We start from the raw sequence: 25,174 nt of genomic DNA on the forward strand, positions 1-25,174 counted from the left end.
TGGGCGGTCAGCTCACGGAGTCCCGATGGTGCGCGTCAGCAGCTCGAGCTGGCTTCGCAGCTGCTGCGCTCCGTCGGTTCCGAGGACGCGCGTGACCTCCTGCTCGACGGCGTCGATGACGACCTCCGCGTCGATCAACACCGCACATCCGGGAGCGGTCAGGTGGAGTTCGTGCACGTGTCCGTGCCGCGGGTGTCCGACTGCGCCGCCCTGGAACGCGTCGTCGATCGCGCCGGATCCGGCGACATCGATGATCTCGGCGCAGGTGACGTCATCGGAACACGACACCGCTGTCCACGCTGCCGCCTTCACCCTGGCGACGCTGGCATCGATGCTCGACCAGGCGTTGGAGCACGTACTCGTGTCTGCGGCGTCGCTGCTCGCCGCTCGCCGCTCGCCGCTGGACGCTCGCGGCAGGTCACCCTGGATTCGGTCGCCGGTTCCCATTCGCGCACGCGCATCAGCGAAGCACCGCGGACTAAGCAATCGGATAAAGATCAGAGGTGACGTCCGCCTCGCCTCTACAGCTGATCACGAACACCGCATTCTCCCTCCGATTGATCAGCCACGGGACTGTCTACGCATCGCTTCCACCGCCGCTTCAATGTCATCATCTTCTACTGCCAGGTTCGCCCAATCTGTCCAGAAGTCTTTGGTAGCACTTATGGGCTTCACCTTCGGCGGGTCCAGCCTGATCCGCGTAGGAAGCACGAGCGCATCACCGAGCAGGAGCGCCTCGCCGACGTCGAGGAGGGGAAGCGCCGCCGTGAGCCCCTCCATGCTGTCAGGCATCAACCGGCGAATGACAGCTTGGTCCTGGTCGTTTGTCAGTCGCAAGACGATGAAGTTGTTGCACTGCGAGAGAACGGTGTGACTAACATCTGATGGTCGCTGACTCACAACCAAGAGTGATATTCCGTACTTGCGCCCCTCCTTCGCAATGCGCTCGAATGAATCCAGCGCTCGTTGCGCAGCGATATCAGCAGGGCCAACCGGCAAGTACAAGTGTGCTTCGTCACAAACGAGGGTTACGGGAGTCCGCTTTTCCTCAGCCGTCCAGAAATGGATTTCATACAGCACCCGTGCTAGAACGCCTACTACGATCGGCAACACGTCGCTCGGGACCTCGCTGAAGTCGATGACCTTGATACCACGGCCGGTACCGAGAAGCTTTTTGGCCAGCTGGCTAAGCCAATCGTATTCAGACGCCTCGGCTGGAGGGGAAAACATGAACCCATAGCGGCGGTCTTGGGTGCGAGCCCGCATTCGTTCCACTAATCGAGTAAGCTTCCCATTGAAGGGCCCCGCCTTGTCCTTGGCATTGGCACCTGGGACCGTACCCTTGTCGTCTTGATCCAGTCGATCGATGAGATCGTCCAGCGAAAAGGGCAAAGGACTGTCAACAGTAAAGCGAGCAGCCAGTTCAGTCTTATTAGCGGCGACTAGACGTTCCTGCTTAAGTTCTCTAATGTGGTGAATCAACCTTGCAGCCTGATTCGGAGCATTGAATTCAGATCTGTCCAGCAAAAGAGCCTGAGTCTCTTCCTGATTTAGCAGCCACCAGGGCAAGAACAATGCACCGTCACCTTCCGCGCCTGCCTTACCGAGATCACCCGGGCCAGCGATCCGGAGCCCTAGCGCCACCGCTTCCTCGCCTTCAGTGAGCGGTGCGTACTCGCCATGCATGTCGAAGACAATGAGGTTCGGGAAGGGCAAAGTATTCGCGCGCTCAAGAATCAGAGCGACCGACCAGCTCTTACCAGATCCGGTGCTACCGAGAAGTGCCGCATGCCGCTGGAACAGTCGATCCCCGTCGGCGACCGCCTTAGCGGAACGATCCGCTACAAAAGTACCAAGTTGGAGTTGCTTTTCCGGCTCCAACTGTTGCGTGAGCAATCCCATGAGCTTCTGAAGATTCTCACCCTCCAGGACCCAGCAAAGCGATTCAACCATTGGATAGCTGTCAGCTCCACGCTTGAAGGTGTTCTTCTTCGCCCCGTCAACGGTTCGATACGTTCCGAGCAAAACCACCCGAAGTAGATCGCGCTGCCGGACCTCAACTGGGATCACCCCATCCTGGTCAGCATCATCAACGAGCGCTTCGTCCTGGAGATCGCGTGTCACTCGATCCAGGACACCGATCAAGAACTCGGAAGCACTCGGCCCCTGAAAGGCGATGAGGCTTCCTACTGCAATCCGAGTCAGTCGCACATGGTCAACAGCTTCGGCCCAAACGCTTGCTGTATCGATTCGAAATGCTCGCCCAAGCGCTTCGTCTTCGAGAAAATCTAGAGTCCAGTCGTTTGTCATAGGCCGAGCACCTTTTCTACAAGAGTTTCTAACTTCCAAAGCGGAGCGTCCAAATATGACATCGTCGCACTTCTTGTCACCTTGCACCCTCCTCGTTCGTCGGATTCAATCGCGAGACCCGACGAGGTCAGACTGAGGTGCCTACTAGCAGCGGGAGTCAAGCCACGACTGACTATTGCGACAGGCACGCGCGGAAGAACAGGAGCCAGGTGAGTCTGCAAGTGGTCGTCGTTGAAACCATAGCCAATAAACAAAAGCGATTTTGCCGCGTCGATTGCACTGTTAGCACGCTCGCGTTGGCTATCAAACGGCGCGTCATAGCCGAGACGGTATTTGTTGCCTCCTGGCGCGATAATACGCCGAGACCCCTCAAGCTGCAGATCACTGCGGAAATGTTCGTTCCCTTGACTGAACCAGTCGAGGCTTCCGTGTGGCTTCGACAGTCGAACGTGTGGACGGAGGCTAGTAATAGACTTGACCCCGCGTCCGGCAACGGTTCGACGATACAGGAGCTCATCCTGACTGCGTTCTGGATCGAGCCGCCCCACCGTGTGACCGTAGTGCATTGTGTCTATAGGCAGGTTACTGCGCGCAGCGTGCACTTCGATAAGTCGATCGTAGTTGGTGGTGACGACGTTCAGCGCGGGTTCCACTCTCAAGGCAAATTTAAGCATACGGCCGAAAGCAGATTCGCGGCTAGAGTTCAATATCTGTGCCAGAGCAGCCCCTTCGCTCGCCCCGATGCAGTCGGCTATTTGAGCGGCAATCAGGTCGACTAATTCATCGGGTAAGGTCCCACCTGCAAGGGCGGATTCGAGATCGCTGCCAGATTCGAGACGCGCTGCAATCCGCTCCCATTCACGTTCTGAATCGTCGGACATCCTACTCACCGGAGCCGGTACCGTCGCGCGTAGGTGCGCCGCCAATGCTCCCATCCCGGGCAGTCCGTACGCGCTAGATGCACCCGACCCGACAACGATTACTAGCCCGGGCCGAAACAGATCTTGCACGTACGTATAGATGTCATCTTCGTCGGTGGTCGTCAATGAATCTCCCCTGCCCGCCAAGTCCGCGGTGCGAGCTGCAACACGACGCTGTGTTGTGACCTTAGCTCAGCGTAGGGATTGGTTTCTTCTCGGCGCGCTTTGATTCGCCCTGTGGATACAAGCCAGCGCGGCTAGCAAGTCAATCTCTGCCTCGGGCACTGCTTCATCACCCCGCCCGGCCAGCGCGAGCGTGTAAGCACCAGCACCAGCACCAGCACCTCGGCATCTGGCGTCGTCAAAGTAGCGAATCCATTCCGATCGTCGGTGACGCGATTGAACTCGGTTCAGGCCGAAGGCGGCGGCCCCGTCGTGTCCCCCACCCGCAACTCCGAGGTGAACGACGCCGGCTGCGGCTCCGCCCCCGCGAGCATGGCTAGGGCGGCACGGGCTGCGGCTTGGCCCTTCTGCACGAACGGCTGCACCAGGGTGGTCAGGTGCCGGATCGGGGTGCGGTGGAGCAGGCTGTCGTCCACCGTGATGCCGTCGAAGCCGACGACGCTGACGTCCTCGGGGACACGGAGTCCGGCGTCGAGTGCGGCCGAGATCACCCCGACGGCGATCAGGTCACTCTGCGCGATGACGGCGGTGGGGCGGGGGCCGTCCGGGGCGAAGAGCTCGGTGCCGGCGAGACGCCCCTCTTCCACCGAACTCCCGGCGGTCTCGATCGCGACGGCGTCCGGGTAGACCTCTCGCACACCACGCAGTCGTTCGAGCGTAGTGAAGGCGATGCCCTCGGCCTGGCGAGCAGCGTCGATCGGGCCGCGTCGGCGTGCGGCGTCGAGGGGCAGGGTCACGACGGTGACGGCGGAGTGCCCGAGGTCCTGCAGGTAGGCGGCAGCACGGCATGAGGCATCGCGATTGTCGAGCTGGACGGGGACAGCGCCCTCGATCTCGTCCGCCTCGATTGCGACGACGGGGATCTGCCGACGCCGCAGCACCGCGACGGCGGGGTCGATCCGCACGTTGCACCCGACGAGCACGACGGCGTCCATCGGGGCGTCGACCAGCGGGCCGGCGCCCTGCTCGTCATCGAGCGGACTCCGCACGAGCAGCAACGAGGCACCAGCAGCGCCCGCGACCTCGGCGATGCCGTCGAGCGTCAGGACGTTGACCGGGTCACGGAACGCATCGCTCAGGCGCTCGTCCATCACGACGCCGATGACGCCGGAACGACCGCGGCGCAGCGATCGGGCACGGGGGTCGGGGCCGCCGTAACCGAGGTCGGCGGCGGCGGCGAGCACGCGGGCCTTGGCGTCCTCGGACACCGGGCCGAGACCGCTGAAGGCGAGCGACGCCGTTGACGGCGCGACACCGGCAGCACGGGCGACCGCCGCGAGCGTCGGGCGCGACGAGCGGGTGACGCCGCCACGGGAAGGCGACGCGCCGGGTCCTGTTGCCGGTTCGTCCATCGCCCGTTAGCGTAGCCGGAACGAACAGTCGAATCGATTCGACAGCCGCAAGACCAGCACAGACACGCACCAGAACGCGCAGCACCGAGCGCGCCGCAGCACGATGGGAACCACCATGACGACGCCGTCCACCCGAACCGTCCCGACCACCAAGGCCTGGATCATCGCGGTGTTCGTGGTGTTCACCCTGTCCGGGCTGGACATCGCGACGTGGCTGGGCCGGATCCCGAGCGTCCGCGACTCCCTCGGGGCGAGCACGTTCGAGATGGGTCTGCTCGTGCTCGGCATGGCCGTCGGCTCCATCGGCGGTCTGACCTTCGCCGGCCACATCGTCGCCAAGCTCGGTGCTCGCCGGGGCGTGCAGGTGGCTGCGGCGTGCCTGGCGGTCGGCATGGTCTTCGCGGGAGTCGCGGTCACGCTCGGGTGGGGCTTCGCCGCCATCTGGATCGCGCTCATCGCGTTCGGCTTCGGCAACGGACTGTGCGACGTGTCGATGAACGTCTCCGGCGCCGCCGCCGAGAAGGCCGGCGGGCGCACCATCATGCCGCTGTTCCACGCCGCGTTCAGCCTCGGCACGCTCGCCGGCGCGGGCCTCGGTGCGCTGGCCGAGAAGCTCGAGATCCCGGTGTCGTGGCACTTCATCGTGCTCGTCGTCATCACGAGCGCCGCCATGCTCGTCGCCGTCACGAAGTTCCAGGACGAGCACCGCTTCGAGCAGCCGGTGTCGACCGACACCAGCCCGATCGCGACCCCGCTCACCCGCTGGCAGGTCTGGGCACAGCCCTCCACCCTGCTCATCGGCGTGATCGTGCTCGGCATGGCGCTGGCCGAGGGGTCCGCGAACGACTGGCTGCCCCTCGCGATGATCGACGGCCACGGGCTCGACAACGCCGGCGGGGCTGCCGTGCTGACGGTGTTCCTCGCCGCGATGACCGCCGGCCGCGTCGCCGGCAGCCCGCTGATCGACAAGTTCGGCCGCGTGCCGATCCTGCGCATCAGCGCCGCCGTCGCGGTGGTCGGCCTCGGCATGCTCATCTTCATCGACAACGTGCCGCTCGCGATCGTGGGCGTCGTGCTCTGGGGTCTCGGTGCCAGCCTCGGTTTCCCGATGGGCATGTCCGCCGCTGCCGATGACCCCCGCACCGCCGCCGCCAGGGTCAGCGCCGTCGCGACGATCGGCTACGTCGCGTTCCTGGCCGGTCCGCCGCTGATCGGGTTCCTCGGCGAGGAGATCGGCCTGCTCGGGGGGCTGCTGATCGTCTTCGTGTTCATCATCGCGGCCGGACTCGCGTCGGGCGCCGCTCGTGAGACCGGCGCCGCCGCCCGCCCGACCCGCAGCACGGGCGACGTGGACGGCGGAGGCGAGCCGCGCCTCCAGGCCGACAGCGCTGCCAGCGCTGCCACCGCTGCCACCGCTGCCACCGCTGCCACCGCAACCGACGCTGCCAGCACCCGCGACAGCAGCGACGACGTCGACGGTGGCGGTGCCCGCACCGACGTGCCGTCGGCCCGGAGCCACGACGCCGGTTAGGCTTCCGGGGTGCGTCTCGTCATCGCCCGGTGCTCCGTCGACTACGCGGGCCGGCTCTCCGCCCACCTGCCGCTCGCGACCCGCCTGCTCATGCTCAAGGCGGACGGCTCCCTGCTCGTGCACTCCGACGGCGGCAGCTACAAGCCGCTGAACTGGATGAGCCCGCCCTGCTCGATCGAGATCACCGAGCCGGACGACGAGCAGTCAAGCGCCGGCATCACGCAGGTGTGGACGGTCACGCAGAAGAAGACGCAGGACAAGCTCATCGTCTCCCTGTACGAGGTCATCGCCGACGAGACCCACGACCTGGGCGTCGACCCGGGCCTGGTGAAGGACGGCGTCGAGGCGCATCTGCAGCAACTCCTGGCCGAGCAGATCGAGCTGCTCGGAGAGGGCCACACCCTGGTCCGCCGCGAGTACATGACGGCGATCGGGCCGGTCGACATCCTGGCCCGCGACGACGCGGGAGCGAGCGTCGCCGTCGAGATGAAGCGCAACGCCAACATCGACGCGGTCGAGCAGCTCACCCGGTACCTCGAGCTCATGAACCGCGACCCGCACCTGCGTCCGGTGCAGGGCGTGCTGGCGGCGCAGACGGTGGCACCGCAGGCACGCACCCTCGCCGAGGACCGCGGCATCCGCGTCCTCGTGCTCGACTACGACGCGATGCGCGGCATCGAGGGCGGGCACACCCGCCTGTTCTGAGCGGACCACGTCCGCCCCCCCCGGAACCAGGTTCCGGACACCACACCGCGCTTGTCCACGGTTCTGTGTCCGGAACCTGGTTCCGAACGGACGGACCGGCCTGGAGGCACGGCGCACCCCCGCCCCGCCGCCGACGGATCCCGGATGGTCGCCGCCACGGCCCGGCTAGGGTGGACAGGACATGACCAGCCCGTTCTCCGCCATCCTGTTCGACCTCGACGGCACCATCAGCGACTCCGCGCCGGGCATCCTCGAGAGCCTGACGCACACCTTCCGCACCGTCGGCGTCCCGGTGCCGGACCACGACACCCTGATGTCGTTCGTCGGTCCGCCGATCATGGACACGTTCCGGGTCGCGATGGGCATGGACGAGGAGCTCGCCGACCACACCCTCGCCGTGTACCGCGAGCACTACTTCTCGCATGGGGCGCTCGACTCCGAGATGTTCCCGGACATCGACGTCGTGCTGCGCACCCTGCACCAGGCGGGGCTGCCGATCTCGACGGCGACGAGCAAGCCGGAGACGCCGGCGACCTACATCCTCGAGCACTACGGGCTCACCGGGGACATCGACATCATCACGGGTGCCAGCGACGACGAGGTGCGGTCGAGCAAGGCCGACGTCGTCGAAGAGGCACTGCGACGACTCGAGGCCCACGGCTTCGACATCACCCGCCCGGTGCTGATCGGCGACCGGAAGCACGACGTCGAGGGCGCCACCGTGCACGGCGTCCCGGTCGTCTTCGCCGAGTGGGGCTACGGCTCCCCCGACGAGGCCGAGGGCACCATCGCCCGCGCCGCCACCCCGCTCGACCTGCTGCCGATCCTGCTGCCGTCCGCGACACCGTCCGCATGAGCGGCGACGTCGTCCGGCGGGGGCTCCGCGGGGCCGCCTGGCTGCTTCCGGCGGCCATCGTCCTGATCGCACTGAACTTCCGCGGCCCGATCGTCGCGACCGCACCGGTCATCGGGGACGTCCGCGCCGACCTCGGCCTGACCGCGACGATCGCCGGGCTGCTGACGACGATCCCGGTGCTGTGCTTCGCCCTCGCGACGCCGTTCGCCAGCTGGGTCATCGCGAAGGCCGACCCCGAGCGCGCGGTGTCCCTGTCGCTCGTCATCGTGCTCGCCGGCACCGTCCTGCGCTCGATGCCCTCGTCGGCGGCGCTGCTGATCGGCACCGCCGTCATCGGCATCGGCATCACGATCGGCAACGTGGTGATCCCGGTGGTCATCCGGCGGGACACCTCGCCGGAGCGCGTCGGCCTGGTCACCGGCGTCTACACGTCGGCGCTCAACGTCGGGTCGATGATCACGTCGCTCGGCACCGCTCCCCTGGCAGCCCTGTGGGGCTGGCCGGTCGCCATCGCGATCTGGGCGGTCTTCGCACTCATCGCCGTCGCTGCCTGGACCTACGCGGTCGGTGCTCGCGCGGCCTGGCGCCGCCCGCTCCCGTCCGAGCGGGACGAGCCGCTGCCCGTCACCGGCCCGATCGACCAGGTGCTCGACACCGGGGCGATCCACACCGCCCGTGCCGCCGAGGCCGCACGGGTCGCCGCCGCCGAGCCCATCCGGCCGGCACGACGGCTCATCACCTGGGGCCTGACGCTGGCGTTCGGCGGTCAGGCGTTCTCGTACTACGCCCTGACCGCGTGGATCCCGACGCTGCTGCACGACGAGATCGGCTTCTCGAAGGCGTCGTCGGGCGCGAGCTCGTCGGTGTTCCAGATCCTGGCCGTCGTCGGGGCGCTCGGTGTCCCGCTGCTCGCGACCCGGTGGCGTCCGGCGGCGATCATCGCCCTGGTCGGCACCCTGTGGCTGGCGATGCCGCTCGGGCTGCTGTTCGCCCCGCAGCTCTGGTTGCTGTGGTCGGTGCTCGGTGGCGCTGCCCAGGGTGGCGGCATCACCGTGATCTTCATCGTGATCGTGCGGATCGTCTCGAGCGATGCCGACGCCCGCAGGATGTCCGCGTTCGTGCAGGGCGGCGGGTACCTGCTCGGCTCGGCCGGGCCGCTCGTCGCCGGTGCGCTGCACGGTGCGACGGGGACCTGGACGGCACCGCTGCTCGTCGTGCTCGTCGCGGTGCTCACCCTCGGTGTCGTCGGGACGTTCGCCGCGCGACGGGTGTCCTGACCGAGGACATCGGCACGTGCACCGCTTCGTGAGCAGGAACGGTCGGGTGCCCACGGCCGACCCGACACCTTCTGCCCACGAAGCACGGCGCCGGCCACGCGCGTGCGGCTCAGCCTGCGGCGAGCACCTCGCGCAGGGACATCGGCGCACGCCCGGTGATGCGTTCGACGTCGCCGGACACGTGCGCGAGCGCCCCCTCGGCGATGGCCGTGTAGGTGCTCACCCAGGCGTCGGCCTGCCACGGCTCCGGGTTCCACTGCGCACGTGATGCGTACGCCTCGTCGAGCGTCTCCGGGTGGTAGCTGACCGTGCGGCCGCGGACCTCGGACACGATCGCCGCCGCCTGGGCGAGGGTGATCGCCTCGGGGCCGGTCAGCTCGTACGTCTGGTCGCGGTGGGCGTCCGGGTCGTGGAGCACGGCGGTCGCGACGCGGGCGACGTCGGCACGGGCCACCGCGGCCATGGCGCCGTCGCCGGCCGGGCCGCGGATCACGCCGTCCTCGCCGACCAGGTCCTCGACGAAGTCCAGGTAGAAGCTGTCGCGCAGGAACGTGAACGCCATCCCGCTCTCGCGGATCGCCTGCTCCGTCGCCCAGTGGTCGCGTCCGAGCGTGAAGGTCGCGTCGGGAGCCGCGCCGAGGAAGGACGTGTAGACGACGTGCCGCACGCCCGCGTCGGCCGCCGCGGCGACGAACGCCCGGTGCTGGTCGAGGCGGTCCTGGGCCTCGGCCGCCGAGACCATGAGCAGCACCTCGACGCCCTGCAGCGCGTTCCGGCTCGCGTCGGCATCGGCGAAGGTCGCGACGGCGACCTCGGTGCCGGGCAGCTCCGGCGCACGCGAGGCGTCGCGCACGAGCATCCGGAACGGCACGGCGTCCGCGGCGAGCGCCGCGCTCACGGCGCCCCCGATGTTGCCGGTCGCGCCGGTGATGGCGATGGTCATGGTCGCTCCTCGTGTCGGTGTCGCGTGGTTGTCGTCGTTGGTCACGTCCACACCGTCCTGGAGGCCCGGCTCACCGTGGGCGCGACCCTCGCGGCGTTCACGCCGTCCACCTCCACCGCCCACGCGCGGGCGGCGTCGTGGTCGCGGCCGTGCCGCATGTGCCGGCCGACCAGACGGTCGAGCCGCACGTCGTCGGCGACGGCGCAGAACCAGGTCTCGGTGAAGAGCGCCGGCAGCGCCGACCACGGTGCGGTGTCGTCGAGCAGGTAGTTGCCCTCGGACACCACGAGTCGGGCTGCGCGGGGCACCGCGATGCTGCCGGCGACGGGTTCGTCCACGCGACGGTCGAAGTCCGGCGCCCACACCACGTCCTCGTCGGCGGTGACGAGTCGGCGGACGAGCGCGACGTACCCGTCGGCGTCGAAGGTGTCCGCCGCGCCCTTGCGGTCGTGCCGGCCGAGAGCGTCGAGCGCCGCGTTCGACAGGTGGAAGCCGTCCATCGGGACCTGCACCGCCGTACCGGCACCGAGGCGGTCGTCGACTGCGGTGACGATGCGGCGGGCGAGCGTGGACTTGCCGGCGCCCGGTGCTCCAGCGATCCCGAGCACGGTGCGGCGGTTCGAACGGGCCAGTTCGACGGCGTGCTCGACGGCCTGGTCGACGGTCGTGCCGGAGTCGCTCACGGCTTCATCCTCGCAGAGCGCACCGACGCCGGGCCGCGGTGGTTCACTTGCCGCATGGTCGATGCGACGAAGGCGTTCAGCGGGTTCTCGGTGCGCGACGTGCCCGAGGCGAAGGCGTTCTACGAGGACGTCCTGGGGGTCGAGGTCACCGAGGACCACGGCATGCTCTTCCTGCAGCTCGGCGGCGGACACCAGGTGCTCGTCTACCCGAAGGGCCCCGGTCACGAACCCGCGGCCTTCACCGTACTGAACTTCCCGGTGCCGGACATCGACGCCGCGGTCGACGAGCTCACCGCGAAGGGCGTCGTGTTCCTGCAGTACGAGGGGATGACCGACGACCGGGGCGTGAACCGGAGGGGCGGGCCGCTCATCGCCTGGTTCAGCGACCCGTCGGGCAACGTCCTCAGCGTCATCGAGGAGTGACGCCAGCGGTCAGCGGGACAGGGCACCCGCCCAGCCGAGGGCGATCGGCACGAGCAGGCCGTGGCGGTGGTGCGGGAGCTCGGCGACGGGGATCCACCGCGACTCGTCGGTCGAGCCGTCGAGCTCGTGGCGCAGGGCTCCCCCGGTGATGGTCGCCCGGAACACCACCTGCACGGCCTTCATCGGCCGGCCGTTGGCGTGGATGCGGCGTTCCGCGGGGACGATGTGGTGCCGGACCCCGAGCAGAGCACCGGCCTGGGCCTCGTACCCGGTCTCCTCACGGATCTCGCGCACGACGGCCTGCTCGACGGTCTCGTCGAACTCGACCCCGCCGCCCGGCAGCGTCCACGTGCCCGCGTCGGGGTGGCGCAGCTTCGCCAGGAGCACGCGGTCACCGTCCGTGATCACGCCGTAGGCGGCGAGCCGGGTGTCGTAGTCCGTGTACTCCATGGGCCGACCATGCCAGGTGGGTGCACCGACGTCTGCCAGCCGCGCCGGGCCTCCAGGCCGTGGACCGGGGTGGTGCAGACGCTCACCAGCCCGCCGACCGGTCACGACCCCCCGCGGCCCGCACGCCGAGCGGTCACGGACCGTCGGCCCCGCCGCCCGCAAGCGACGGAACGTGACCACGCGACGCAGCCCGTGCGGTGTGTCGCGACCACCCCGCGGGCCGGGAGGCGCGAGTCGCCGCCGCCACGGGCCTCCCCGGCCGTCCGGCGTGCCGTCGGGACGTCCACGCCGGCGCGCGGTCAGGACACCCCGATGGCTGCCCGCCGAGCGGTCACAAACCGTTGCTTGCGACACCGCCAGACGCCGCAACGCGACCGCGCGACGCTGCACGCGCGGGGAGTCGTGACCGCTCGCCGCTCAAGGCCCCGGACCCGCATGGTGCCAACGGACCCGCCGTGCTCGCCCGACCCGGATCAGGCGTCGACGCGTGCCGCTGCCCAGCCAACGCGCATCCGGGCGACCGCCCGGTCGAAGGCGCTGAGCGGTTCCCCGTCGTCGCGGATCACGGACTGGAGCTGGAGCCCCTCGTACAGCGCCATGAGCTGCTCGGCTGCGTGCCGGGGCGATGCGCCGCGGGGCTCCCGGCCGGCGACGACGTCACGGACCAGGGCGAGCGTGACGTCCTCGAACGCCCGCGTGTACTGGTTGCGGAACCATCCGGCTGCGGGGTGGTCGGGGTTCGAGGCGGCGCTGAGCACGGCGACCCGGAGTCGCACGAGGGCCGGGTCCTCGACGCCCGCAGCGAGCCGGGCTCGCAGGTAGGCGACCGTGCCGTCCCGCTCCGCGATGGGCCAGAGCTGGCGCCGGCTGCCGTTGTTCCACTTGTCCATGACAGCGACCACCAGGAGTTCCCACATCGGGTACGCCCGACGGAACTCGTCGGCCGTGACCCCGGCGTGCTCGGCGACCTCGTCGGGCCCGACGCGGTGGAAGTCCCCGGCTCGGTAGGCACTGATCGCCCCGGCGACGATGCGTGCGCGGAGGTCGACGTCGGTCGTGGGCATGCTGACGATTGTGCGGGGCCGGTCAGCAGCCCGCGACCGCCAGTTCAGGGGGCGCGGCCACCATCGCCGGCTCCGGGGTCAGCCGCGGTCGAACGTCAGGGTCTCGTCGTCGGGCGCCCGGACCTCGCCGGTGCGGGCGAAGTCGGCCCAGATCGCGCGGAAGGCCCGGCCGCGGCGCTCGACCTCTGGCCAGTCGCGTTCGGGGACGAACCGGGTGCCGGCCCAGGCCTCGCGCCCACCCAGCAGCAGCGGCAGGTCACTCATGTGCACGGCTCCGGTCGGGGCGCTCGTGACACCGCGGTGCAGTCGGTACGAGGTCGCGCGCCCGCCGGCGCGTCGGTGCCGTTCGGTGAACCGTCGGGCATCGCGGCCGTAGATGACGTCGGACAGCGGACGGACGACCCACCACCGCAGGGCCGACCGCAGCACCCGCGACCGGGTGACCCGACGCAGGCCCGGCACGAGCGGCACGTACATGCCGGCCTCGTCCGAACCGGACCCGATCAGGACGTCGACCTCGGGCGCGACCCGGCTCCACGCGGCGTCGAGGTCACGCTCGGCGGGCAGCGGCGCGAACCCGTACTGGGTGCCGAACGGCATGCCGGCGGCGAGCCCGTACGGCGCGGCGGCACGGGTGCCGAGCGCCTGACGGTCGAGCAGGTCCTCGAGCGGGGTGTCGGCGTGCACGGTGCCGACCGCCCGGACCATCGCGCGGTTCATCCGTGCCCGACGGCGGGACAGCCCGAGCGGAGCGCTCTGGATGATCGCGCGGCGGAAGAGTCCTCCGGCGCCGGCACTGATCATCAGGTGCGCGGCCGCGTCCCCGCCGGCCGACTGCCCGAAGACGGTGACCAGGTCGGGGTCGCCGCCGAACGAAGCGATGTTCGCGCGCACCCAGCGGAGCGACTCGACCAGGTCGAGGAGCCCGAGGTTGGCCGGGATCGTCTCGCCGTCACCGAGGAACCCGAGCACGCCGAGCCGGAACGTGACCGACACCACGATCACGCGCTGCTCGGTCACCAGGTCGCGGGCGTCGTAGATCGGCAGGTCCCCGCCGCCGATGACGTACGAGCCGCCGTGGATCCAGACCATCACCGGCAGCTGTTCGCCCGGACGGACGTCGGCGGGCAGCGTGATCGAGAGCCGCTGGCAGTGCTCGTCGACCTCGATGCCCTGGATCGGGTTGAGCAGCAGGTCGACGAACTCCTCGTGCGGCTGCGGTGCGACCGGCGACGGGGTGGACGCGTGCAGCTCGCCCGCGAACGGTGGCATCGGCTGCGGCGGGGCGAACCGTTCGGCCTGCGCGTACGGGATCCCGAGCACCCGCACCACGTCGCCGTTGACCGTCCCGACGATGCGGCCGGCGGGGGTGTCGAACGAGGCGGGCGTGGCGTCGAGCATGGGGTTCACGGTATCGGTGCGGCGACGACACGAGCGGACGTGACGAAAGGCCGCCCCGATGCGATCGGGACGGCCTCACTCCGGCTCGGGAGCCGGGTGCACGTGGTGCTCGGCGTCAGTTCGAACGACCGTTGACGTCGCGTCGGTCGTCGTCGTTCCAGTCGGGCTTGCGCACGCCGGACTTCGCGATGCCGCGGCTGACGACGTAGGCGGCCGTCACGATCGCGACGTACAGCCAGGCCTGGTCGGCACCGAAGCCGGTGTGGCCCTCGTCTGCGTTGTCCACGACGGCCGACGCAACGAGGATCGCGATGGACACGACGAGCCAGGCGTAGAACTCGGTGGTCTTGAGTGCGGACTTGGTCTCGTTCCAGGTGGCACGGACGACCGAGTCGTGTCGTGCGGGATTTCCTGCCGTGTTCGACATGGTCACTCCTTCTGATCTCCGCCACCGGACATCGATGGCGTCATGACCGCAACAGTTGTCTCGCCTGGCTGATTACTTCCCCAGTTTGGGTTCCCAGGGAGGTCGGGGAACATGGGGTTTGTCCACCAAACGACAGGACGCAGGGGCGACCATGAGCGAAGACGACCAGCAGCGCGGATCCGATCTGTTCGACCGGCAGCCGCGCACCGCCGAGGGCGCCGCCGCGATCGCGAGCCTGCAGGCCCTGAGCGACAGCGTCCACGAGGCCGACGAGCAGGCGCTCCGCACCCTGGGGATGCTCCCCATCGATGCCCTCGCCCTGCGACACCTGGTGCTCGCGCGCCGCGATGGACGGACGGTCAACCCCACACAGCTCGCCCGGGCGTTGCGGCTCTCCACCGCGGGGATGACGAAGCTCATCGACCGCCTGGTGCGTGACGGGCGTGCGGAACGGCGGGCGAACCCCGAGGACCGCCGCGGCGTCATCATCACGGCGACCGGCTCCGCCGAGCAGGACCTCGCGCGTGCGTACGGGCACATCCACGCTCCGCTGATCGAGACCATCGACGCGCTGAGCGTCGACGAGGCGACGGCGGTCCGCCGGTTCGCCTCCCGCCTCGCCGAGGCGCTCCGGCAGGAGCTGCCCTCCCCCGGCACCCCCTGACGCCGGCCCGGCGGTCGGTCCCTGCGACGGACTGGAGGCCCGTGGCGGGGTCGCCACGGGCCTCCAGTCCGCTGTGGACTACCGCACCCGCTTGATGGGGATCACGACGAGTGCGCCGATGATGGCGATCGCGCCGGCGGCCCAGCACATGAGCGTGTAGTTGTCAGCGGCGTCCCCGGACCCGATCTTCAGGAAGAACAGGGCGACGGCCGGCGCGAGCGACTGCGGCAGGGCGTTGGCGATGTTGATGACGCCGAGGTCCTTGCCGGGACGGTCCGCGTTCGGCAGCACGTCGACGACGAGTGCGGTGTCGATCGCGGAGTAGATGCCGTACGCGAAGCCCATGATGACCTCGGCGACGTAGAAGCCGTTGACCGTGTCGGCGTGCGCCAGCACGATGAGTCCCACCGCGAACATCGCCGTGGAACCACCGACGAACACCTTGCGGCGACCGAGCTTGTCCGAGGCCCAGCCGGACAGCGCCGCACTGACCAGCAGCGCGATCGTGTAGAGCAGCACGCCGAAGGCGACGGCGGCGGTCGCCTCCTTCGCGCTCTCGATGCCGAGGTGCTGCTCCATGTAGAGCAGGCGGTACGTCGTGAACATGAAGGTCGCGAAGATGATGAGGAAGCGCGACCACCACGCGAACGCGAAGTCCGGGTTCTTGACCGGGTTCGTCCAGAACGACGCGATGAGGTTCAGGAACGTGAACTTCTTGAGCTTGTAGGTCGGCAGGTCGTCACGGGCCACGACGGCGTACACGGCGACCAGGATGATCGCCAGGATGCCCGGCGCGATGAACAGCACGGGCAGGTTCGCGACGAAGAAGACCGACAGGTAGGTGCCGGCGAGCACGGCGATGTTCTGCGCGAGCGCGATGATGCTCGAGGACCGGCCGCGCTGCAGCTGCGGCACGTTGTCGGCGAAGCTCGCGAGCAGCGTGGCGAGCGTGGCGTTCGCGGCGAGCTGGGCGAGCAGCCAGGCCAGCGTCAGGTTGAGGACGTCGGGCGAGTAGGCGATCCAGGCGAGGGCGATCGCGAAGACCACGACACCGCTGAGCAGCCAGGGGCGACGACGGCCCCAGCGCGTGCGGGTGCGGTCGGACAGGGCGCCCGCCAGGGGGTTCATGATGAGTGCACCGAACGCGCCGATCGGCAGCACCGAGCCGATGACGTTCGCGGCGTCGTCGCCGACCAGGGCCTGCGCCTTGAGCTGCATGCTCACGTAGACGGGCGCCATGAGCGCGACGAAGAGGCCGAACTGCCCGAGGAACAGGGCGATCTGGTAGCCGATGCCCACCTTCACCGTGCTGACGGGTTGGGTGATGCCCTCTTCCGGGTCGAGCAGTGCCGGGCTGCCGGGTTCGGTGGTGCTCATGACGCCTCCTTGAGTCGATGAAAACCTTGCCTGACAAGGTTTTTCCGACGCGAGCATACATCGACACGTGTTGTCTGCAACAGCAGGGGCGTCACGGTCGGCGCCGCGCGGGGTGGACGGGCCGCGTCACACGGGGCAGCAAAAACTACACACCGGGTGGTTTTTGGGGTAGCGTCGTCATCGATCTCGCCGCGGAGCATCGCTCCTCGACGGGCCGCGACACCCAGACAGGATCGAAGGAGCCTCTGCAATGCCCACCACTTCTGTGCAGCTGTACTCACTGCGCGACGCCATCGCCGAAGACCTCGACAAGGCCATCGCCCGGGTCGCCGAGATCGGGTACGAGAACGTCGAGCCCTACGCGTTCGTCGAGCGCGCCACCGACCTCGAGCGTGCGTTCGCGGCCACCGGCCTCAAGGCTCCGTCCGGCCACGTCGCCGTGATCGACGCCGAGGACACCGCGCCGATCTGGGACGCCGCCGAGCGCCTCGGCATCCGCACCGTCATCGACCCCTTCATCCCGACCGACCGCTGGCAGACCGCCGACGACGTCGCGAAGATCGCCGAGCGCGTCAACGAGCTGACCGCCGAGGCCGCCGGCCGCGGCCTGCAGTTCGGGTACCACAACCACCAGTGGGAGTTCACGAACAAGGTCGACGGCCGCACCGTCTACGACCTGTTCGTGTCGCAGCTGTCGCCGGAGACCGTCCTCGAGGTCGACACCTTCTGGGCGACCGTCGGTGGCGCCGACGCCCCCGCCGTCCTCAAGGGCCTGGGCGACCGCGTCGTCGCGATCCACGTCAAGGACGGCAAGGTCGACGGTGACATCCTCACTGCGCTGCCCTCGTCCGAGAGCGCCCTCATCGTGCCGGAGTCGCTCCAGCGCGCCTTCGAGAACCAGACGCCGGCCGGCCAGGGCGACGTCGACGTGGCGGGCATCCTCGCCGCGGCGCCGCAGGCCATCCGCGTCGTCGAGTTCGACGCCTACTCGGGCGACGTCTTCGAGGGCATCACCGAGTCCCTCACCTGGCTCAAGGACAACGACAAGTGAGCCGTGTCGGGATCGGCATCATCGGTGCCGGCAACATCTCCACCCAGTACCTGGAGAACCTGACCAAGTTCGCCGATGTCGAGGTCCGCTTCGTCGCCGACGTGCTGCTCGACCGCGCTGCGGCGCAGGCGGCGTCCTACGGCGTGGCCGCGTCCGGCACGGTCGAGGAGCTCCTCGCCCGTGACGACGTCTCGATCGTGATCAACCTGACGATCCCGGCCGCACACGCCGAGGTCGACCAGCAGATCATCGACGCCGGCAAGCACGTCTGGAGCGAGAAGCCGATCGCGACCGACCACGCGTCGGCCGCCGCGGTGCTCGAGTCGGCGAAGGCCAAGGGCCTGCGCGTCGCGACCGCTCCGGACACCGTGCTCGGCGCGGGCATCCAGACGGCGCTCCGGGCCATCGCCCGCGGTGACATCGGCGAGCCGCTGTCCGCGACGACGCTGTTCCACGTCCCCGGACCCGAGGCGTGGCACCCGAACCCGGACTTCCTGTTCGCCACCGGTGCCGGACCCCTGTTCGACATGGGCCCGTACTACGTGACGACCCTGGTGCACGCGTTCGGCACCGCATCGCGCGTGCAGGCCGTCTCGTCGAAGTCGCTCGACCGTCGCACGATCGCGTCCGGCCCCCGCGCCGGCGAGACGTTCCCGGTCGAGGTCCCGACGCACCACGCGGCCCTGATCGAGTTCGCCGGCGGGCAGTCCGCCCAGTCGACGTTCTCGTTCCAGCACGCCCTGCCGCGCATGGGCTTCGTCGAGATCAACGGCACGCTCGGCACGATCTCGCTGCCGGACCCGAACACCTTCGAGGGCTCGTCGCAGCTCTGGCGCTACGGGCAGGACGAGCCCGAGACGCTCGAGGCGGTCGGCTCCACCTGGGGTCGTGGCACCGGTGTCGTCGAGCTCGCCCGCGCCATCGCCGAGGACCGCCCCGAGCGTGCCTCCGGCGCCGTCGCGCTGCACGTGCTCGACGTGCTGCTTGGCATCCGTGACGCGGCCGAGTCGGGTTCCGCCGTCGACATCACGTCCGCCGTGGACGCGATCCCGCCGCTGCCCGAGGACTTCGACCCCGCGGCAGCCGTGCTGACCGCGGGCGCGAACGCCTAGGAGCGCCGCGAGCACCACGTCGTGAACAGCAATGGTCGGGTCCCGAACGGGGACCCGACCATTGCTGCTCACCAGGGTGCGTGATCGCTCGACCCTGCGCTTCGTGGACCGGACCGCGCGGTTCGGCCAACGGATCCGCGCTCGTCGGCCATCTGGAACGGCCCGAAGTCGGGGGCTTCTTCACTCGGGTGATGAGAACCATGGGTGTGGAGGAGGAGCTGCTCCTCATCGACCGATCGACGGGCGTGCCCGTGCCGGTCGCCGACGGTGTGCTGGCCGGTGCGAGGGCGACGCGGGTGCCGGACCCCGGCGGCGTCGTGGGCGAGATGCAGCGCGAGATGATCGAGGTCACCACCCGCCCGCACACCTCGCTCGCCGCGCTCGGCGGGCAGGTGCTCGACAACCGGGCACTCGTCGAACAGGTCGCGAACGGCTTCGGTGCGCACGCGGCCCCGCTCGCGACGTCACCGACTCCGGTGACCCCGCACGTGAGCGACGGCGCCCGGTACCACCGGATGCTCGAGCGTTACGGGTCCATCCCCCGGCAGGGGCTGACCTGCGGCCTGCACGTCCACGTCGCGATCGACTCCCCCGCCGAGGGCGTCGCGGTGCTCGACCGGATCCGGACGTGGACGCCGGTCCTCATCGCCCTGAGCGCGAACTCCCCCTTCCACGCCGGGGTGGACACCGGTCATGCGAGTTTCCGATCGATCGCCTGGAGCCAGTGGCCGTCGGCCGGGCCGATGGAGCGGTTCGGCTCCGAGGAGCGCTACCGCGCCGTCACCGAGGGCATGCTCCGCACCGGCGCCCTGCTCGACGAGGGGATGCTCTACCTCGACGCGCGCCTGTCCCGCGCACACCCGACCGTCGAGGTCCGCGTCGCCGACGTCCCCCTGGACCCCGGGGTGACCGTGACGATCGCAGGACTCGTCCGGGCGATGGTCGACACCGCTGCCGAGGAGTGGCGTTCGGGGTCGCTCGAGCGCGACACCCCCGCCTGCACCGTCCGGCTCGCGAACTGGCGCGCAGCGCTCGAGGGCCTGGACGGTGAACTGGTCGACCCGTTGACGGGCCGCGCCGCACCCGCACGCGAGGTCGTCACGCTCCTGCTCGCCCACGTGCTGCCGGCGCTCGTCGCGAACGGCGACGACCAGCTCGTCGAACGCGGCCTGGCCGACCTGTTCGCGCGTGGCACCGGCGCGTCGAGGCAACGTGCGGCCTACGCGGCGACCGGTGATCTCGGGCAGGTCGCACTCGCTGCCGCGATGACGAACCTCCACGCACGGACCGGCCGCGTCGCGGCCGGCCTGTGGCCCGGTGCGGACACCGGTTCGGTGATCGGGGGCCACCCGGCGAGCACGGGCCTCAGCGGTGCGGTCGGCTGATGGGCTCCAGGTGGCAACCGTGCCCCCGGATCGCTCGTCGACACCGGGGCGTCATCGCGCTCGTGAACTCGATCTCGAACGCCTCGGCCCAGCCGGTGTTCGCGGACTCGACGTCGAGCAGGAACTCGACAGGCGTCCACTCCGGGTCGTCACATCCTGCCGGACGCACCGGCAGGACGCGTGTGGAGAAGCCGGCGACCCACGCCCGGCGCAGCACACCCGGCAGGCTTCGGGCCCGGACCTCGCGGGGCAACACGACCCGTATCCACATCTCGCTGCCTTCCGCCCGTTCCTTCGGACACTCTGCGCACCCGTTGGACAGAATCAACGCGACCGCACATCACAGTCGGATCAGCCTCGCGCTTTCCGAACGATCCGATGGGAGCACCCCGTGACCGACCTCGAGAACCCGCCCGTCCTCGGCGAACACCCGGCGGACGTCGGCCCCGGACGTCCGGTGAAGCTCGGCGCGCGATTCGTGCACTGGCACACCACCACCGACCACAAGACGATCGGCAACCTGTACCTGGTGACGTCGTTCGGGTACTTCTGCCTGGCCGGGGTGATGGCGGTGGTGATGCGGACGGAGCTCTTCACCCCGGGACTCGACGTGCTCGAGACCCGCGAGGAGTACAACCAGCTGCTCACGATGCACGGCACCGTCATGCTGCTGCTGTTCGCGACCCCGCTGTTCTCCGGTTTCGCGAACGCGATCATGCCGCTGCAGATCGGTGCCCCCGACGTCGCGTTCCCCCGGCTCAACGCGTTCTCGTACTGGCTCTACGCGATGGGCAGCCTGGTGACGATGGGCGGGTTCCTGACACCGGGTGGAGCCGCTGCGTTCGGGTGGACGGCCTACGCACCGCTGTCGGACACCACCTTCGAACCGGGCATCGGCGGGCACCTCTGGGTCGCCGGCCTGAGCATGACCGGCTTCAGCACGATCCTCGGCGCCGTGAACTTCATCACGACCGTCATCACCATGCGTGCCCCGGGCATGACGATGTTCCGGATGCCGATCTTCACGTGGAACGTGCTGATCACGTCGATCCTCGTGCTGATGGCGTTCCCGGTGCTGGCGGTGGCGCTGTTCGGCCTGCTGCTCGACCGGGTCTTCGACGCGCAGATCTTCAACCCGGCCAACGGTGGGCCCCTGCTGTGGCAGCACCTGTTCTGGTTCTTCGGCCACCCCGAGGTCTACGTGATCGCCCTGCCGTTCTTCGGCATCGTGTCCGAGGTGTTCCCGGCCTTCAGCCGGAAGCCGATCTTCGGCTACAAGACGCTCGTGTACGCCACGATCTCGATCGCGGCGCTGTCCGTGTCGGTGTGGGCGCACCACATGTTCGCGACGGGTGGCGTCCTGCTGCCGTGGTTCTCGCTCATGACGATGCTGATCGCCGTGCCCACCGGCGTGAAGATCTTCAACTGGGTGGGCACGATGTGGCGCGGGTCGGTGACCTTCGAGACGCCGATCCTGTGGGCGATCGGGTTCCTCGTGACCTTCACGTTCGGCGGGCTGACCGGCGTGATCCTGGCGTCGCCGCCGCTCGACTTCCACGTCCACGACACCTACTTCGTCGTGGCGCACTTCCACTACGTGGTCTTCGGGACCGTCGTCTTCGCGATGTTCTCGGGGTTCTTCTTCTGGTGGCCGAAGTTCACCGGCAAGATGCTCGGCGAGCGACTCGGCAAGGTGCAGTTCTGGATGCTCTTCATCGGGTTCCACATGACGTTCCTGATCCAGCACTGGCTCGGTGTGATCGCCATGCCCCGCCGGTACGCGAGCTACCTGCCGGAGGACGACATCACCTGGCTGCACCAGGTCTCGACGGTCGGTGCTGTCCTGACGGCGGCGTCGATGATCCCGTTCTTCCTGAACATCGTGCAGACGATGCGGAAGGGCCAGAAGGTGCTCGTCAACGACCCGTGGGGCTACGGCCGGTCACTCGAGTGGGCGACCAGCTGCCCGCCGCCCCGGCACAACTTCACGTCGGTACCGCGGATCCGGTCGGAGTCGCCGGCGTTCGACCTGAACCACCCCGAGGCCGGTGTCCCGGTCGGGGTGGGTCCGGCGATGGACGCGCCGGACGCGGCCACCCACGACCAGGCGACGGGCAAGACCCGGCACCCGAAGGAGACCGACCAGAAGTTCTGAAGGCACCACTTCATGAGCAGCAATGGTCGGGTCCCGAGTGGGGACCCGACCATTTCTGCTCACCAAGCGGAGATCACGACGATCACGACGCCACCAACGCGAACGAACGCGCCCGTCAGACCAGCGCGGTGAAGGACGCGTCGCGCACGAGCAGCGTCGCCGCGTCGCCCACCACGGCCTGGTCGGGGTCGCTCGACAACCCGAGGGCCCAGCTGCCCCCACCCGGACGCTCCGGCAGCGTGAACTCCACCGTGGTGTCCGACGCGTTCAGCAGCACGGCCACGGTGTCGTCGCCCTGGTGCAGCACGAGCGTCACGGCCCGGTTGCCGCCGTCCGCCCAGTCGCCGTCCTCGAACCCGGCGGCGTCGGCACGGAGCACGGTCACCGTCGACTCCGAGTCCCCCGGCGCGGTGCGGAACCACTCCGGACGCAGCGCCTGGTGCTGCCGACGGAACGCGATGGCCGCCGTCGTGAAGGCGAGCAGGTCCTGGTCGGCGGCGGCCCAGTCGAACCACGAGATCTCGTCGTCCTGGCAGTACGCGTTGTTGTTGCCGCCCTGTGACCGGGCGAGCTCGTCGCCACCCAGGATCATCGGCACGCCGGCGGAGAGCAGCAGGGTGCCGAGGAAGTTGCGGCGCTGCCGGTCGCGGTAGTCGTTCACCGCACCGTCGTCGGTCGGGCCCTCGATGCCGCCGTTGAACGAGGTGTTGTCGCTCTCGCCGTCGTTGTTGTCCTCGCCGTTCGCCTCGTTGTGCTTGTCGGCGTACATCGTCAGGTCGGCCAGGGTGAAACCGTCGTGGGCGGTCACGAAGTCGATCGAGCACAGCGGGGAGCGCCGTGAGCCCTCGTAGACGTCGGGGCTGCCCAGGACCCGCTGCACGGCGTCGCCGAGCGCGCCCTCGTCGCCGCGCCAGAAGGCACGCAGGTCGTCGCGGTACTTGCCGTTCCACTCGGACCAGTCGGCCGGGAACCCGCCGACCTGGTAGCCGGCGGTGTCCCACGGCTCGGCGATCATCTTGACCTCGCGCAGCACGGGGTCCTGGTGGATGATGTCGAGGAACGCGGAGTGCTTCTCGGCCTCGCCGTCCCGGCGGGTGAGCGTCGTGGCCAGGTCGAACCGGAAGCCGTCGACGTGCATCTCCTCGACCCAGTAGCGGAGCGAGTCCATGATGAGTCCGAGGGCCGCCGGGTGCCCGACGTTCAGGCTGTTGCCGGTGCCGGTGGTGTCGAAGTAGTTCGCCTCGTCACCCTCGACCAGCCGGTAGTACGACTGGTTGTCGATCCCCTTGAACGACAGCGTCGGGCCCATGTGGTTGCCCTCGGCGGTGTGGTTGTAGACGACGTCCATGATGACCTCGAGCCCCGCGGCGTGCAGGGCCTTCACCATCTCCTTGAACTCGGCGACCTGCTGCCCGCCGGTGCCCGAGGACGAGTACTCGTCGTGCGGCGCGAAGAAGCCGATGCTGTTGTAGCCCCAGTAGTTGCGGAGGCCCTTGTCGAGGAGCGTCGAGTCCTGCACGAACTGGTGCGTCGGCAGCAGCTCGACCGCGGTGACGCCCAGGTCCGTCAGGTGCTTGATCGCCGCGGGGTGGGCCATGCCGGCGTAGGTGCCGCGGATCTCCTCGGGGACGTCGGGGTGCTGCTTCGTGAAGCCCTTCACGTGCACCTCGTACACGACGGTGTCGGCGAGCGGGGTCCGCAGCAGGGCGTCACCGTCCCAGTCGAAGGACCGGTCGGCGACGACCGACTTGGGCATCGCACTGGCCGAGTCGGTGTCGTCGAGCTGCTCGGGGTCGTCCATGTCGTGGCCGAACAGGGCCTGGCCCCACTCGTAGGTGCCGTCGACGGCGGTGGCGTAGGGATCGAGCAGGAGCTTCGCGCCGTTGTGGCGCAGGCCGTTCGCCGGGTCCCACGCACCGTGCACGCGGAAGCCGTAGCGGGTGCCGACGGTCACGCCGGGCACGACGTCGTGGAAGGTGTAGCCGGTGCGGTTGCGGAGCTCGGTGCGGTGCTCGGTGCCGTCCTCGTCGAAGGTGCAGAACTCGACCCGCTCGGCGGTGCTCGAGAACAGGGCGACGTTGGCGCCCCCGTCGACGAGCGTGACGCCGAGCGGGGTGCGCGTGGAAGTGGTCATGCTGCCCTTCTACCGGCCGGTCGCTGTGCCACCGGCGGTCTGGGCGTACCCCTGGCCGCTCAGCGCACCGGCGGGACGAGTTGCTCGAGCAGCCGCAGCACCCGCTCGCCGTCGACGGCGTCCGGGTCGAGCAGCCACTGGACCTGCAGCCCGTCGGATGCCGCGATGCTCAGGCTCGCCAGGTCGACCGGGTCCAGGTCGGCGCGGATCCGGCCGCTCGCCTGGTCCGCCTCGATCAGTGCGGCGAGTTCGGCCCGCAGGCGGGCGAAGCGTTCGCGCATGAAGTCGCGCGTGGCCGGGTGGCCCTCCTGCACGGCGTCGGCCGCGAGGGTCGTGTACAGCTGCACCAGCCCCGGCACGGCCCGGTTGCGCGACGCGCTCTCGCGCATGTCGCCGATCGCCGACTTCATCCGGTCGGGCGCGCCCTGCTCGCGGACCTCGTGCTCCCGGTAGACGGCGAGCAGCAGTTCGTCGCGACTCGGGAAGTAGTGGCGGAGTGCCGCGTGCGTGATCCCGAGGGCCTCGGCCACCGAGCGCAGCGACGATGCGTCGACCCCCTGCTCCGCGACCATGCGGATCATCTCGTCGAGGATCTGCGTGCGTCGCTCGGCGCCCTTGCGGTACCCGCCGCGGCGCGGCTGGGCCGCGTCGGCGTCGTCCGCGGGGTGGGTCATGCACCCAACTTACCGCTGGAAGGTTTTCTCGCCACCGTCCGGTCTGGAGGCCCGTGGCGGGCGCACCACGGGCCTCCCGTCCGTCTCGCCGGTCGCG

24 protein-coding genes are annotated in these 25,174 nt (G+C 69.2%); 10 read left to right on the forward strand and 14 right to left on the reverse strand.

Translation table 11 applies throughout. The features are described from left to right. Positions 1-12 precede the first annotated feature (12 nt). From DEJ27_RS08955 to DEJ27_RS08970, 4 genes are all read right to left on the reverse strand, one after another. The gene (locus DEJ27_RS08955) at positions 13-288 is read right to left on the reverse strand and encodes a hypothetical protein (protein ID WP_146238587.1); all 276 of its coding nucleotides are present in this window, start codon (positions 286-288) and stop codon (positions 13-15) included. Between the two features lie 273 nt (positions 289-561). Beyond that, complete coding sequence (locus DEJ27_RS08960; protein ID WP_111090783.1) at positions 562-2,310, reverse strand: ATP-binding protein; 1,749 nt, start codon at positions 2,308-2,310, stop codon at positions 562-564. Further along, positions 2,307-3,191, reverse strand: a complete 885-nt coding sequence (locus DEJ27_RS08965) for an SIR2 family protein (protein WP_181430127.1) — start codon at positions 3,189-3,191, stop codon at positions 2,307-2,309. The genes DEJ27_RS08960 and DEJ27_RS08965 overlap by 4 nt, the downstream gene beginning before the upstream one ends. A 449-nt stretch (positions 3,192-3,640) precedes the next feature. After that, positions 3,641-4,765: a substrate-binding domain-containing protein gene (locus DEJ27_RS08970; RefSeq protein ID WP_111090785.1), complete on the reverse strand. Its 1,125-nt coding sequence runs from the start codon at positions 4,763-4,765 to the stop codon at positions 3,641-3,643. A gap of 115 nt (positions 4,766-4,880) precedes the next feature. On the opposite strand from DEJ27_RS08970, the gene DEJ27_RS08975 reads away from it, so the two are divergent. The 4 genes from DEJ27_RS08975 (at position 4,881) to DEJ27_RS08990 (ending at position 9,134) form a co-directional block, all read left to right on the forward strand. Next, positions 4,881-6,296, forward strand: coding sequence for an MFS transporter (locus DEJ27_RS08975; protein WP_258370328.1), 1,416 nt, complete (start codon positions 4,881-4,883; stop codon positions 6,294-6,296). Between the two features lie 9 nt (positions 6,297-6,305). Continuing rightward, a complete protein-coding gene (gene nucS, locus DEJ27_RS08980) occupies positions 6,306-7,001 on the forward strand; it encodes an endonuclease NucS (RefSeq protein WP_111090786.1) in 696 nt (231 codons plus the stop codon). A 181-nt stretch (positions 7,002-7,182) separates the two neighbouring features. Further along, the gene (locus DEJ27_RS08985) at positions 7,183-7,857 is read left to right on the forward strand and encodes an HAD hydrolase-like protein (protein ID WP_111090787.1); all 675 of its coding nucleotides are present in this window, start codon (positions 7,183-7,185) and stop codon (positions 7,855-7,857) included. After that, positions 7,854-9,134, forward strand: a complete 1,281-nt coding sequence (locus DEJ27_RS08990; protein ID WP_111090788.1) for a CynX/NimT family MFS transporter — start codon at positions 7,854-7,856, stop codon at positions 9,132-9,134. Before DEJ27_RS08985 ends, DEJ27_RS08990 begins: the two co-directional genes overlap by 4 nt. A 109-nt stretch (positions 9,135-9,243) precedes the next feature. Here DEJ27_RS08990 and DEJ27_RS08995 read toward each other — a convergent pair whose 3' ends face one another. Then, positions 9,244-10,077 (reverse strand): SDR family oxidoreductase, encoded by an 834-nt coding sequence (locus tag DEJ27_RS08995; protein ID WP_111090818.1) that lies wholly within the window; start codon positions 10,075-10,077, stop codon positions 9,244-9,246. Between the two features lie 41 nt (positions 10,078-10,118). After that, positions 10,119-10,760, reverse strand: a complete 642-nt coding sequence (locus tag DEJ27_RS09000) for a nucleoside/nucleotide kinase family protein (protein WP_111090789.1) — start codon at positions 10,758-10,760, stop codon at positions 10,119-10,121. A 54-nt stretch (positions 10,761-10,814) separates the two neighbouring features. On the opposite strand from DEJ27_RS09000, the gene DEJ27_RS09005 reads away from it, so the two are divergent. Beyond that, positions 10,815-11,183, forward strand: a complete 369-nt coding sequence (locus tag DEJ27_RS09005; protein WP_111090819.1) for a VOC family protein — start codon at positions 10,815-10,817, stop codon at positions 11,181-11,183. Between the two features lie 9 nt (positions 11,184-11,192). Here DEJ27_RS09005 and DEJ27_RS09010 read toward each other — a convergent pair whose 3' ends face one another. From DEJ27_RS09010 to DEJ27_RS09025, 4 genes are all read right to left on the reverse strand, one after another. Beyond that, positions 11,193-11,633, reverse strand: coding sequence for an NUDIX hydrolase (locus tag DEJ27_RS09010; protein WP_027466986.1), 441 nt, complete (start codon positions 11,631-11,633; stop codon positions 11,193-11,195). 473 nt (positions 11,634-12,106) lie between these two features. Further along, the gene (locus DEJ27_RS09015) at positions 12,107-12,697 is read right to left on the reverse strand and encodes a TetR/AcrR family transcriptional regulator (protein ID WP_110862002.1); all 591 of its coding nucleotides are present in this window, start codon (positions 12,695-12,697) and stop codon (positions 12,107-12,109) included. 78 nt (positions 12,698-12,775) lie between these two features. Next, the gene (locus DEJ27_RS09020; protein WP_111090790.1) at positions 12,776-14,098 is read right to left on the reverse strand and encodes a carboxylesterase family protein; all 1,323 of its coding nucleotides are present in this window, start codon (positions 14,096-14,098) and stop codon (positions 12,776-12,778) included. A gap of 115 nt (positions 14,099-14,213) precedes the next feature. Then, positions 14,214-14,525, reverse strand: coding sequence for a hypothetical protein (locus tag DEJ27_RS09025; protein ID WP_110863626.1), 312 nt, complete (start codon positions 14,523-14,525; stop codon positions 14,214-14,216). A 151-nt stretch (positions 14,526-14,676) separates the two neighbouring features. On the opposite strand from DEJ27_RS09025, the gene DEJ27_RS09030 reads away from it, so the two are divergent. After that, entirely contained in the window at positions 14,677-15,189 is a 513-nt protein-coding gene (locus tag DEJ27_RS09030) for a MarR family winged helix-turn-helix transcriptional regulator (protein ID WP_110861996.1), read from the forward strand. 78 nt (positions 15,190-15,267) lie between these two features. Here the strand turns inward: DEJ27_RS09030 and DEJ27_RS09035 are convergent, their stop codons facing one another. Then, positions 15,268-16,566 carry an MFS transporter gene (locus DEJ27_RS09035; RefSeq protein ID WP_110861994.1) on the reverse strand — a complete coding sequence of 433 codons (1,299 nt, stop codon included), beginning with the start codon at positions 16,564-16,566 and terminating at the stop codon, positions 15,268-15,270. Positions 16,567-16,816: 250 nt separating this feature from the next. On the opposite strand from DEJ27_RS09035, the gene DEJ27_RS09040 reads away from it, so the two are divergent. The 3 genes from DEJ27_RS09040 to DEJ27_RS09050 all read left to right on the forward strand — a co-directional run bounded on the left by DEJ27_RS09040 (position 16,817) and on the right by DEJ27_RS09050 (position 20,114). Further along, on the forward strand, positions 16,817-17,617 hold the full coding sequence (locus tag DEJ27_RS09040; RefSeq protein WP_181430128.1) for a sugar phosphate isomerase/epimerase: 801 nt from the start codon (positions 16,817-16,819) through the stop codon (positions 17,615-17,617). After that, positions 17,614-18,729: a Gfo/Idh/MocA family protein gene (locus DEJ27_RS09045; protein WP_110861990.1), complete on the forward strand. Its 1,116-nt coding sequence runs from the start codon at positions 17,614-17,616 to the stop codon at positions 18,727-18,729. Before DEJ27_RS09040 ends, DEJ27_RS09045 begins: the two co-directional genes overlap by 4 nt. 191 nt (positions 18,730-18,920) lie before the next feature. Further along, the gene (locus DEJ27_RS09050) at positions 18,921-20,114 is read left to right on the forward strand and encodes a glutamate--cysteine ligase (protein ID WP_181420132.1); all 1,194 of its coding nucleotides are present in this window, start codon (positions 18,921-18,923) and stop codon (positions 20,112-20,114) included. Here the strand turns inward: DEJ27_RS09050 and DEJ27_RS09055 are convergent. Further along, on the reverse strand, positions 20,095-20,370 hold the full coding sequence (locus DEJ27_RS09055) for a hypothetical protein (protein WP_181430129.1): 276 nt from the start codon (positions 20,368-20,370) through the stop codon (positions 20,095-20,097). The two genes, DEJ27_RS09050 and DEJ27_RS09055, sit on opposite strands and share 20 nt — an antisense overlap. Before the next feature lie 201 nt (positions 20,371-20,571). Between DEJ27_RS09055 and ctaD the strand changes: the two genes are divergently transcribed. Then, on the forward strand, positions 20,572-22,269 hold the full coding sequence (ctaD, locus tag DEJ27_RS09060; protein ID WP_258370332.1) for a cytochrome c oxidase subunit I: 1,698 nt from the start codon (positions 20,572-20,574) through the stop codon (positions 22,267-22,269). A 115-nt stretch (positions 22,270-22,384) separates the two neighbouring features. Here the strand turns inward: ctaD and glgX are convergent, their stop codons facing one another. Beyond that, positions 22,385-24,403, reverse strand: coding sequence for a glycogen debranching protein GlgX (glgX, locus tag DEJ27_RS09065; protein WP_111090794.1), 2,019 nt, complete (start codon positions 24,401-24,403; stop codon positions 22,385-22,387). A 59-nt stretch (positions 24,404-24,462) separates the two neighbouring features. Then, a complete protein-coding gene (locus tag DEJ27_RS09070; RefSeq protein WP_071248778.1) occupies positions 24,463-25,077 on the reverse strand; it encodes a TetR/AcrR family transcriptional regulator in 615 nt (204 codons plus the stop codon). Positions 25,078-25,174: the final 97 nt, after the last annotated feature.

Origin of the sequence: Curtobacterium sp. MCPF17_018 (assembly GCF_003234135.1) — a bacterium.
GTDB lineage: Bacteria > Actinomycetota > Actinomycetes > Actinomycetales > Microbacteriaceae > Curtobacterium > Curtobacterium flaccumfaciens.